General features: G+C 37.8%; 11 protein-coding genes. 9 read left to right on the top strand and 2 right to left on the bottom strand.

Features of this window, described 5'->3' with window-relative positions:
- Positions 1–144: 144 nt before the first annotated feature.
- On the bottom strand, positions 145–384 hold the full coding sequence (locus BMX21_RS16960; protein ID WP_092046161.1) for a hypothetical protein: 240 nt from the start codon (positions 382–384) through the stop codon (positions 145–147).
- A 179-nt stretch (positions 385–563) separates the two neighbouring features.
- Positions 564–953 carry a helix-turn-helix domain-containing protein gene (locus BMX21_RS16955; protein WP_177174094.1) on the bottom strand — a complete coding sequence of 130 codons (390 nt, stop codon included), beginning with the start codon at positions 951–953 and terminating at the stop codon, positions 564–566.
- 1,031 nt (positions 954–1,984) lie between these two features.
- Here BMX21_RS16955 and BMX21_RS16950 point away from each other — a divergent pair.
- From BMX21_RS16950 to BMX21_RS16910, 9 genes are all read left to right on the top strand, one after another.
- Positions 1,985–2,773 carry a ParA family protein gene (locus tag BMX21_RS16950; RefSeq protein ID WP_092046156.1) on the top strand — a complete coding sequence of 263 codons (789 nt, stop codon included), beginning with the start codon at positions 1,985–1,987 and terminating at the stop codon, positions 2,771–2,773.
- The gene (locus BMX21_RS16945) at positions 2,766–3,698 is read left to right on the top strand and encodes a ParB/RepB/Spo0J family partition protein (RefSeq protein WP_177174093.1); all 933 of its coding nucleotides are present in this window, start codon (positions 2,766–2,768) and stop codon (positions 3,696–3,698) included. Before BMX21_RS16950 ends, BMX21_RS16945 begins: the two co-directional genes overlap by 8 nt.
- A gap of 74 nt (positions 3,699–3,772) precedes the next feature.
- Entirely contained in the window at positions 3,773–4,807 is a 1,035-nt protein-coding gene (locus BMX21_RS16940) for a DUF6017 domain-containing protein (protein WP_092046152.1), read from the top strand.
- Positions 4,808–5,151: 344 nt separating this feature from the next.
- Positions 5,152–5,604 carry a single-stranded DNA-binding protein gene (locus BMX21_RS16935; RefSeq protein WP_092046149.1) on the top strand — a complete coding sequence of 151 codons (453 nt, stop codon included), beginning with the start codon at positions 5,152–5,154 and terminating at the stop codon, positions 5,602–5,604.
- Positions 5,605–5,854: 250 nt separating this feature from the next.
- Complete coding sequence (locus BMX21_RS16930) at positions 5,855–6,739, top strand: hypothetical protein (RefSeq protein ID WP_092046147.1); 885 nt, start codon at positions 5,855–5,857, stop codon at positions 6,737–6,739.
- Between the two features lie 55 nt (positions 6,740–6,794).
- Positions 6,795–7,712 carry a VirB6/TrbL-like conjugal transfer protein, CD1112 family gene (locus tag BMX21_RS16925; RefSeq protein WP_143057283.1) on the top strand — a complete coding sequence of 306 codons (918 nt, stop codon included), beginning with the start codon at positions 6,795–6,797 and terminating at the stop codon, positions 7,710–7,712.
- A 43-nt stretch (positions 7,713–7,755) separates the two neighbouring features.
- Positions 7,756–8,175 carry a PrgI family protein gene (locus BMX21_RS16920; RefSeq protein ID WP_092046138.1) on the top strand — a complete coding sequence of 140 codons (420 nt, stop codon included), beginning with the start codon at positions 7,756–7,758 and terminating at the stop codon, positions 8,173–8,175.
- Complete coding sequence (locus BMX21_RS16915; RefSeq protein WP_092046136.1) at positions 8,108–10,945, top strand: VirB4-like conjugal transfer ATPase, CD1110 family; 2,838 nt, start codon at positions 8,108–8,110, stop codon at positions 10,943–10,945. The genes BMX21_RS16920 and BMX21_RS16915 overlap by 68 nt, the downstream gene beginning before the upstream one ends.
- Before the next feature lie 47 nt (positions 10,946–10,992).
- Positions 10,993–12,152, top strand: a 1,160-nt coding sequence (locus tag BMX21_RS16910; RefSeq protein ID WP_143057281.1) for a hypothetical protein, incomplete at its 3' end; no start/stop codon positions are given.

The raw sequence follows: 12,152 nt of genomic DNA, 5'->3' as shown, positions 1-12,152 counted from the left end.
TTTGATGTTGCTAGGCAGCCATTTTGCGACTGCCTAAAGCTATTTTTAACCATGATAGATGGGATACAAAATAATAGTTGCAACATCATCGCACCAGACAGGTGCGAAAGAGATCTGTAAACAATGAATCTGCAAATGATTCCACTAATACTTAAAGCTAAGTTCCGGCATTGTAAATGAACTCGATGGAAAAAGTTCACGTTTAGCAGAAATAGCCATATTAGCCATGATCCTTTTGTTATCTGGAGTGGCATAGAGATAACAATCAACTAAACTGGCCAAACCGATAAGCTGTTCGTCATTACAGTTTGCAAATTTCTCTTTCCTGCTATTAATGAAAAATCTAATAGCTTCCCGTTTTGTACTTTCTTCCATACTTTTCATTTTTACGCTTCCCTCCTATAAAGTAGTTTTTTCATCCCCTCATACAGATTTCCCCTAAACAAAAAATGCGCACTTCCTCTTCTGAGGGAGTACGCATTCTCCGTATTGATTGCATTTTATATTATTTTTCTTGAATTGTCATCTATTTTTTTGATAATAATCAGATTATAATTTAACAATTATTGCTCTTTTTCTTTCTCAATCATAATCTGTTCACCTTGCTCTGTCTGAACAACATAACACTCTTCTATTGCTTTGGCTATAAGTTGCTTATATGGGTATTGCAAGGAATTAAACTTATTTAAAAGATCTGGGGAGATATCGCTTTTACTTTTTACATTTTTATCATAGAATCTTTTCTCAAAATCACTTTGAGTGTCATCTTGTAGCCATTCAGGATCAATGTTATAAAGTAGCTTTAAAAGAAGCACAATATATCCTGGAATAGGAACTCTTTCCGTTTCCAAGTTTGAAATTGTTGCTTTACTGACACCTAAACTTTCTCCAAATTCTGTCTGCGTCTTTTTGCTTAGCTGCCTGATTATTTTGATTTTCTCACTTGAGTTCATCAGTTTTGTCCTCATTTTCTTATGCTTAATATAAGCATCACTTATTTACATGATTAATTTTATAGGAAAAAAATTAAATAGTAAAGAAATGCGATTTTGCTTTTTTTCATACGCTAAAGTTGCAAAATTAGACTATACTATTCTGTCTATTAATCCATACAGAAAACTCAGGCGTAATGCTACTATATGAAAAATGGGATTTATCAGCATTTCAGAAAACTAAGATTTTTCCAAAATTATTAGCACTTTTTATTACTAATTTGTATTTTAGACATAATAAATGTATACAACAATAAAATGCAAATAAAATCTTTATAATCGTAAAATAAAATAATGCTTGAAATAATCACAATAATGTTTTATATTAGAATTGCAAGTTGTAAAATACATCTTTAGCTGTTTAAGAGAATACCTGTTTTTTTACTACATCTTTTCAACATTGAAAGAAGTATCATAAAAAGTCAAAAATTCATAAATAGCTTTTGGGAAAACTTGTAAAACTATAAGAAGTAAAAAAGTACTACCTGCACATTGATAACTTCATACCCAGGTGTAATTTTTTATTATACCGGGCGTTATAGCAGGCCTCATTTGAGGTAAGCGTTGTCGCGACAACGGAAAGTGCGAAGATTTCTTTTAAGACCAATTTATATTTTTTTTACAATTTAATATCTTTTTGATGTACAATTTAATATGATATGGCAAAGATACGCATGCTCCCGATTTTATCGGGAGCCATTTGCCATGTATGGATATCTCACCGCATGGTGCTGTCGTCAGATAAGGGATTAGCCTCCATTAGCTGGCTAGGGGGTTCGAGTCCTCCGGTGGGCTTCAGATCGTAGAAATCTTTTCTTACGGTTTGCCTTTTTCCTGGCAGGTCATGAGACAGCCTGCCATATGATATTTAAACCAGTTCATGGTTTTTATATAAAAAAAATCCCATAAACATAACAGACTGGGTGAAAAGAGACGGTAATGTACTGTCTTGTCTGTTTGTTGAAGATTCTGGGAAATAAAAGGAGGCTAAAATGGCAAAAGTAATCGCAATTACAAATCAGAAAGGCGGAGTTGGAAAGACTACAACAACTGTAGATCTTGGAGCTGCTCTTTCAAGAGAAAAGAAAAAAGTTTTACTCGTGGATTTTGATCCACAGGGAAATCTCACATCAGGGCTTGGAATAGAAAGAAAACGACCTCTGACAGTTCTTCATATGTTACAGAATGAAGTTGCTGAGGTTGAATATGATGTCCATGATACAATCGCCAAACATGAGACTGATGAGGTAAATCTGGATATTCTTCCTGCAAACAAACTTCTTGTTACAGCAGAAACGCTTTTTCAGAGTGTTGAGGAAGATAAGGAACTTGTCCTTAAGAAAGTACTCTCACAGGTTAAGGATGAATATGATTATATACTCATAGATTGTCCTCCATCACTTAGCATGCTTACAATAAACGCTCTTGGAGCTGCTGACAGTGTTCTTATTCCTGTTCAGCCTACTAAATATTCGCTTGATGGTCTTGCAGATCTTGTAAAACTTGTGATGGTAGCTCAAAAGTCATATAACAAGGATCTTGATTTTGAAGGTATTGTTTATACTCTTGATACACCTACTCAGGTAGAAACAAGGAATATAAAGCAGGATGTTGAGAATGCATATGGAGCAAATATAAGGATCCATGATGTGACCATTCCAAGACTTAAGGATATATCAAGTTCTCCTTCTTACGGAGTATCCGTTTTTGATCTGGCACCTACTAGCAATGGAGCACTTGCCTATGCTAAACTTGCAAGGGAGGTACTTGAAAATGGCTAAAAAGGGGTTGAAAAGACAGACAACAGAATCTTTTGCAGATCTGCAGAATGATGTTCTTGGACAGTATGTTGCAAGTGGCGCGATAGATGCAAAAGATATAAATGCTGTACAGGATATTTCAGTTGATAAATTCGTAGAGTTCAAGGATCATCCTTTTTATGTAATTGATAATGAGGAAATGGCAGAACTCGTAGCAAGTATAAAAGATAATGGAGTGCTTGTACCGGTAATTGCAAGACCTCGTGATGGCAAATTTGAGCTGATTGCAGGTCACAGACGCTGTCATGCAGCCAAAAAGGCCGGGATAGAAAAGATACCAGCTATTGTAAAAGATTATTCGGATGATGAAGCTACTCTGGCGATGGTTGATTCCAACATTCAGAGAGAGAATATTCTCCCCAGCGAAAAAGCATGGGCTTATAGAATGAAAAAGGAAACACTCTCACATCAAGGAAGAAAAGCGACGGATCCCGATGAAGTAGGCACAGATACAAGAGATAAGATATCTGACACAGACAGTGGTGCTACAGTTGACCGCTATATACGTCTTACTTATCTGAATAAGGATCTTCTTAAACTTGTTGATGAAAAGAAGCTCTCTCTTCTATCCGGAGTTTCAATTTCTTACATGACTAAGAATCAGCAGAAGATTGTTAAAAAAACTATGGATGATGAGAGTTTATCTCCGTCAGCTCCGCAGGCAGAACAGATGCTGAAACTTGCAAAATCTATAAAGGATGATACAAAGTTTGAGCTTGAAATTCTTAAATTGTTTCGTAAAAAGCATGTTAATAGATCTTATAAGATGACAAGTAAGGAAGTATCAAGGTATTTCCCAGATGACTTCGATGATGAAAAGATAAAAAGTACTATAGAAGAACTCTTAACAAAATGGAGTAAGGAAAAAGGATATTACAAAAAGTAATTGAATAACTGATGATGAAGAAGCTTTGCCACTATTGGTAGAGCTTCTTTTTTTCGTAAAAGGGGAAAAGAAAAATGTCTCAGATAACAGTACAAAATGAAGCAGAGGAACAGTCTTTTGTATTCCACTGCAATACTTTTACTACAGTAACTAATCATTGCCTTGAGGACTGCACACTTTCTCTTGAAGCAAGGGGACTTTTGGTCACAATGTTTTCACTAAAGGATGATTGGCAATATTCAGTTGCAGGGCTTTCAATGATACTTCCACACTGCAGAGATAAGATAAATAGGGTTGTTAATGAACTTGAAGAGCATGGTTACGTTAAACGAGAGCGATATAGGAGTAAAGACGGAAGGTTTCAGTTTAAATATCACATCTATGATGAGTCTCAGATCTATCATGATGATAACTCTGGAAAAAGACCTCAAAAGACAGGTAAGAAACCACGTACCAAGATTCAGTACGCGGATGAAAGTAGCATGAACACTGAATGTCTTCCACATACCGAAAAACAGTATACGGAAAATCCGGATACGGTAAATCCCGATACGGAAAATCAGGCACAATTAAAAACTAATAAGCAAGAGACTGATATAAATATATTTAAATCAATCAATCAGCGCAGTGATGAGAAAAGCACCTCTGACCCTCACACTGATCCTATTGATGTGATAGATATGATGGACAGAAAAAACGAAATAAGAGAGAAATTGAGTGAAAAACTCGAATATGACAGGCTTTTAGAAAGCTATCCTGAAAAAAAGAAGCTTATAGATGCTATTTTCAGAACCATGACAGATACTCTTGCTCATAGAGAAATTCCGGCTATCAAGATCTCGGGATGTACCTACTGCTATAACGAGATTGAAGAAGCTTTTGATCAGCTTGGATATGAACATATTGAATATATCATAAAGTGCATAGACCAGAGCGGAAAAGCTATAAAGAGTCCTACCAAGTATATTCTACAGTGCTTGTTGCAAGCTAATACAATGGATATATATGAGATATCGAGGAAACAAAATTCTAAAGGCAACAGTTTCAACCAGTTCATGCAGAATGAATACGATTATGATGCGTTAGAAGCTATGCTTTTGGAAAATTAGAAGCATTTGTTTACGTCTTCTGCTCATTATGAGTAGAAGCTAAAATATATGTTTTTGAGTAGTAATACCATCCCCTACCAAAGATCCGGTTGAACTACTCTTCTATTTGCGGATATGGTCCCACAATAAGGGACAACTATACCTTTTGTTGGTGTAATGCAGGGCTATTTTTATGCCCTGGATGACATATAAATTCTTCTACTCATAATGAGAAGAAGTGAGATAAAACTCATCTGAAGGGAGGGATGCGAAGTGATAGATCCACATCTATATTTAAAAGTTTGGGATTTACTTGTATCAGTTTTTAACTGGTTTATTGGATTGTTTTAATGCGGAGGTAAGAAATGAATTCAGTAGAAATTATTGGAAATCTTGTAAAGAAGCCAGTTTACAAGGAATATGAATCTGAGGATAAGACAGTTCGAATTGCCAAATATACCATAGCGGCACAGAGAAATGGAAAAAGGGAAGAGGCGGATTTTATATCATGTACCGCATTCGGAAATGATGCAGTTTATGCATCAAAGTATATGGATAAGGGAGATCTTATAGCAGTTGAGGGCAATCTTCACTCCTCTTCTTACATGGATAAGGATGGGAATGCGAGATATGGATTATGCGTATATGTGAGCCATAATCAGAATTATACTTCAAGAAAGAATAAGGAGTTGATTCAGACTGCCGAAGCAAATGAGAGAAAAATCAATGATGCCATCGACTCTCTGAACAGCTCTTGTAATGACAATATACCTGAGTATGAATTTGATAGCTCCATGGAAGGAGTACCTTTTGAATAACATACAAATCTAACAGAAAGAAAAAACTTCTACTCATTATGAGCAGAAGTTGAGCAGTACCACCATCCCCTACCAAAGTTCCGGTTGGTACTGCTCTCCCATTTACGGACAAATAATACCCTTACGGGCTAACTATGTCCTTTTGTCCTGCATATACAGGGCTTCTATATTCTATCACAGATTACCGATTTTGAAAAAGGAAGCCCTCTTTTGTCAGGAGCGAAAAACTTATGCAAAAGAAGGAGAAACAATGTTACTTAGAAGAAAAAAGGTGGCTGCTACTCTTCTGCTGATTTTCTCAATAGCTATTATGAGTGGCTGCTCATCTTCAAATGGAAAAACTATTGAAGGCAGATATTATTGCCCTAAAAAAGATTCCAATGCATACGTATTGGAATTTGCCAGAGACGGGACAGTGGATACGTACTACAGCGGTAAGGGAACTTACAGCATAGGAAAAGACGGAGCTTTCAAAATCGATATCAGTGTCATACACGGAACCGGTACATATAATACGGACGGATCAATTGATTTCAACACAACAGACAGAATTTCATACCATTACATTCCAGAGTCACAAAGACCCGAGGAAGAGCCAAGTACTGAGGAGACATTCAATGCAACTTTGATGCTTGATCGTATGCCTTATGAATATAACAAAGATGCTGAAAAGGCTTCCGAACTGCAAACAGATGATGATGGTTCGGCATATTACCATCTTTCCAATGATGGCAGCACAATTACCGGAACAGTGGGCGTAGATAAGAATTTCACAGCCACTTATGGATACCCTTCTACTCCGGAAGAAGCAATAGCTGAGGTTATGGAAAAGGGGATAAATGGAAGCAATAAATTTTTTGAGAATGACAACTACTATCTCACTCTCATGCTTTCAGGATACACAGATAAGAACTGCACAGTGTATTATGCCTATCTTATTCCAAAAGAAGGTAAGGCATCAGATCCCAACACATATTACGCAGCACTTTATTTCTATAACAATGATCTGCATACAAGTCTTGAAGAGTTTACAGGAATAAAGAATGGAATCAACTTTGTGGCAGGCAGTGATATTTTTGGATATACATTCCAGGATGTAATGACTTCGCTGTCTACATTAAAGAATCAGATGTAAGAGCGTCACTTCTACTCATTATGAGCAGAAGTGAACACTATAAAGAGCCAATTTTATGTCTAACACCGAATTGGCAAGGAAGGAGGTGGGATTATTGAGCTGGGTTACGGATGCCATAAACGATGGTATCAGCAATATATTAGGCGGTGCTGCTGCATCAATGCTTTCTGAACTTATTGAAAATAGTAATGCAGTCGTTAGCAATACCAGCGCAAAACTTGGAATGACACCGGACTCCGGAATCATGAATCTTATGAAAAACATAAATGAGAACGTTGCCATGCCAATAGCCGCTGTCATGCTGACATACATCATGACTTATGAACTCATAACAATGATCACTGAAAAAAATCATGGTAACGAGGTGGGAACATGGGTGCTGTTTAAATGGATATTCAAAACTGCGGTGCTAGTAATGCTGTGTAAACACAGCTGGGAGATAGCCAATGCATTTTTTGAAACCGGAGGATGGATAGCGACCAAGGCGAATACAGTCATTGGGTCAAAGATAGTCAATCCATCTGTATCAGCACCCACAGAAAACGAGATAAAGGAGTGGCTGGTAGCCACGTATGATGTGGGTCAGCTTCTAAAGATAATGCTGATTGCCTTTATAGACTGGCTGATAACGCTTATTTCAGGTGTTTTGTGCCAAGTAGTAATCATCGTAAGACTTTTTGAAATTGCTATTTATGTATCCTGTGCTTCAATCCCTGCAGCATCTTTTGGAAACAGAGACTGGAAGTCAATTGGAGAGAATTATACCAAGGGGCTTGCCGGAATAGGCATGCAGTCATTCTTCATAATGGTAGCTCTTGGAATGTATGCAGTAATGGTTGGATCCACAGTAGTAATCTCTTCAGGTTCAAATGTTATCAAAGGGCTTGAAAATCTTATCCTTTATGGAATTGCAATGACCATAGTTATCTGGAACAGTAAGAAGATTGCCTTTGCAATCATAGATGCACATTAAAAACTTCTACTCACTATGAGCAGAAGTATGAGAGGAGGACCGTATGGGATTCGTAAGGGTTCCAAGGGATATCAAGCGCGTCAAACCTAAATTTGTAGGACCGTTAAACAAGAGGCAGACATACACGATGTCGATTGGTATTGGGCTTGGATTATGTGGATATTTCATTTCAAAGCCAACAATAGGTGCTTCGAATGCAATATTTGTTCTTATTGCACTTATGCTTCCAATCGTATTCTGCGGGCTTTTTGAAAAGGACAACAGATACGTTGAAGACATATTAAAAGACTATATAAACGTCAAATTTAAGAGACCGGGAGTCAGAGTATTTAAAACACAGAATATGTACAGATATATGCACAAAAAAATCTATGAAAAGGAGGTTCTTGAAGTAGATGTTCTTGAAGAAAAAAAATCATGGCTCGGAGAAAGAAAAAAAGAGCTTGAAAGAGTCGGGAAATAAGCTTTTTAAAAGAGCAAAGAATCAGCTCGAAAATGACAAGGCTGAGAAGAAACTTGCAGAAGAGAGACGTGCAAAAGAATTAGCAGGAAAAAAGAATGAAGAAGCAGATGAGCTGTTTGATAAAAGGGCAAGGGATAGTAAAAAGACCTTTTCTGATATGGCAGCTGAGAGCAGAACATTAAACGATGTGAAAGCTTCAGCAAGAAATGCTCAGGATTCTTTAGAAAAAACAACTCTTAAAGCTGCAAGGGGATATCTGAAAAAGCATGCTCCTGTAAATGCAAGATACAGGATCAAGGACAGAGCAAATTATGGAAATATCCTTTCTGCAGAGCAGAAGACAAAGATAGTCAGAGAGCGGAAGAAAGCACTAAAGAAGGAAAAATACCAGGGCGTACAGGAGACCATTCCTTTTGAACTGATGGAAGAAGATGGTACCTGCAGGATAAATGATCATTACTGGTGCAAAATGATATCTTTTACAGATATCAATTATGATCTGGCATCTGATGATGAAAGAGATGAACTTTTTGAAGGATGGTGTGATTTTTATAACTATTTTGAACCCGAAGTTCACTTGCAGATATTCTGCGCAACGATGAGAGCAGACAGGGTTGCACAGATGGCAGCAATTCATGTAAAAGACCGTGCAGATAATATGCAGGAGATCAGAACAGAGTTTAATGAACTTCTTAGTAATCTGATGAATAAAGGCAATAACGGCTATATTCGTCCAAAGTTCATTGTAGTAGGCCTTGAAGGAAAGAATGTAAGAGCAGTAAAACCCAAGTTTTCAAGAATAGAAGAAGAGATAAAGGAACTTCTTGAGGGAATAGGAGTAAAGACACATGCACTTACAGGCTATGAGTGGCTTAGCGTACTCAGATCACTGCTTAATCCTGATGATTTCTCACAGTTTCTGTTTAACTTTGACCTGACGGTAAGAACCGGACTTACAGCAAAAGATTATATAAGCCCTTCGTCAATGGATTTTAGGAATGGGTATTTCTTCAAACTTGGAAGCCATTATGCAAGAAGTATGTTCCTCCAGATTCAGACTGAAAAGCTGGACGAGAAGCTGATGAACAGAATCTTGTCAGTAGATCATACGGTCATGGTATCGATATTTGCCCAGAGCCTTGACCAGGATAAAGCAGTAAAGCTATTAAAAGGCGCACTATCTGATCTTGAAAAGAACAAAATAGACGAGCAGAAAAAAGCATCCCAGAGCGGGTATGACATGGATATAATGCCAGCTGATCTAAAGAGCATGAGTAAGAACGTGGAAGAGACACTTCAAGACGTACAGTCAGGAGAGGACAGATTTTATAACGTTTCTATAGTTCTCACCTGCATCGAGGAAAATGAAAAAGCTCTTAAGAGTGCTATTGAACAGATAACAGCAATTGCACAGCAGAAAGGCTGCGCAATAAAATGCCTGGACTATCGCCAGGAGAAAGGATTCATGGCAACACTGCCGCTTGGATATCTTCCGGACGACATGAAAGTTGATGTAGAACTAACTACCCGGGCGGTGGCCGGGTTCGTCCCTTTTACGACAGTGGAGCTTTTCCACCAGACAGGCGGTCAGCTGTATGAAGGTATAAATGCGTTGTCAAATAACCCTATTATGGCAGACATGGAAGAGCTCGGGAATCAGAACTCGCTGATATTTGGAATCCCAGGATTTGGTAAGACCATGGAATCAAAGCTAAAGATAATAAACACGATGATATCAACAGATGACCATGTAATAATCCTGGATCCAGAGTCTGAGTACAGAGCATTAGTAGAAGCTCTTGGCGGTCAGATGATTGTGCTTTCACCTACATCTAAGGACCATATAAATCCACTTGACATAAACCTGCGATATGGAGATGACAGGGCGGCTGCGAAGATGAAGATAGACTTTGTTCTTTCGCTTATGGAGCTGATTATAGGTGGAAAATTTGGCCTTGAACCAATTGAAATGTCGATTATCGATGTAGCTTTATCAGCCATATATGAACGTTACTTTGATTCAAGGATGAGACCAGAGGATATGCCGACACTGGAAGATCTGTACAACGAAATCAAGTCACTTGGAAGAGAAGATGCAGATGCTCTGGCCGTGAAGATGGACAGATTTGTCCATGGGTCTAGTAATCTGTTTAATCACAGAACCAATGTTGATCTTAGTAACAGGCTCATATGCTTTGATGTTAGGGATGTGGGACAGCAGCTTAAGCCTTTTGCAATGATGACTGTACAGGACCAGGTATGGAACAAAGTTACTGAACACAGGGATAACGATGAAGAGGACTATAAGATCAAATACTATATGGATGAGTTCCACCTGCAGCTGAATAATCCTCAGACAGCAGCATATACAGTTGAGATATATAAAAGGTTCAGAAAATATGGGGCATATCCAATAGGAATGACGCAGAATCCCTATGATCTGATGATATCAAGTCAGGCAGAGTCAATATTTAAAAATACAGACTATGTAAAGATGTTCAGATTAAAGGGTGATGATAAGAAACTTCTTGCACATGTCTTAACGATAAGTCCTGCTCAGCTTAAATATGTTACTAACACGCCACCTGGAAGAGGACTCCTATATTTTGGAGGAACAATAATACCTTTTTATAACAAGATACCCAAAAACACTCATATTTATGAGCTGTGTACATCTAAAAAGGACGATCTGGTAGAAATTGCCAAAAAGAAGAAAAAGTCCGTTAAAAAGGCAAATATAGAGTCCGCTTCAAAGGAGACAGCATCCTAAAATCACTTCTGCTCATTATGAGTAGAAGTGAAGATGGAGGATAAAAATTGGAAAATGAATACAAGAGTGAGTCTAACAAGAGCAAGGCCATAAAGATGATGAAGCTCTCAGGCGAAGTTGTAGGAAATGTAGCAACTAAAGAGATCTCGGAAGTTGATGGAGCAAAAGTTGGCTCAAACAATAACGGAACAGGCGTAGAAGAGAGTTCCTTAGAGGTAAAGGACAAGCTTCTTGAAAATCTTGAAAAATACGAACGCATAAAAGCTACAGGTCTTTATCTTGCAGACAAGCATGAAAACAACAAAAAAGCATCCAAAAGGATTAAAGCATCTATAAGAGAGACGAAAGAAGCTCTAAACGATACAAAGCTTGGAGAAAAGTTAAAAAAGAGGCAACCTCTGACAGATACTGAAAGGAAAACACTAGATAAGTCAAAAGAAAGAATGAAGCGCTATAACAGTGCTGTCAAGAAAGAAGAGCGCTTTATAGCAAAGACTAAAAATAGCAATGATTTTGAAAAGAATCAAGCTAAGAAGAGGAAAAAACTTGAGCATCTAGAAAGTCTTGAGCAAGCGACAAACTATGGAGATGGTAACGGACAGGGTACTGGGATAGAAGAAAATTTTCAAGATCATGTAGAAGGAACCATCACTTGGGCAAGCAGGAGAACACACGATGCAGTAAAAGACATCGATTATGAGCTTAAGAGCCACCGCGAACACAAAAAAGAAAGTAAGCAGACCTCAAAAAGAGGCAAGGAGGCTCATTCTAAGGAAGAACGCAGATCAAAGCATGAAGACAGAAAATCCAAAAGGCAGGTAAAGCAGTATGAAGAAAAGCAACTGACAAAGGAAGAAAAGCACAGTATTCAAAAAAAGAACCTAAAAAAAAGAAAAAATAAAGTCCTTTTCAAGAATGACAAGCTTTCTGGAACTACAGCAAAGATTAAGGAAGCCATAGGAAGTAAAGGTACTAAAGCAGCGCTTCTTGGAATAGCAGGTCCTATTCTTGCAATTGTTGGAGTTATACTTATCCTTTTTCTGATTCTTGCAGCAATTAGTGGTATGTCAGGCGAGATGCATGAGTATACATCTTACCAGGCCGAAGACGAAACGCTTCTTCTTAGCAATAAGGTTGTCGTAGAAGAAGAGAAGGCAGATAAAAAAGCCATAAATGATACGGAGATTAATCACCCAACAGCATCAGA

The sequence above is a fragment of the Butyrivibrio sp. TB genome, assembly GCF_900110805.1.
GTDB classification, from domain to species: domain Bacteria; phylum Bacillota; class Clostridia; order Lachnospirales; family Lachnospiraceae; genus Butyrivibrio; species Butyrivibrio fibrisolvens_C.
This window is presented reverse-complemented; position numbering and strand designations above follow the sequence as displayed.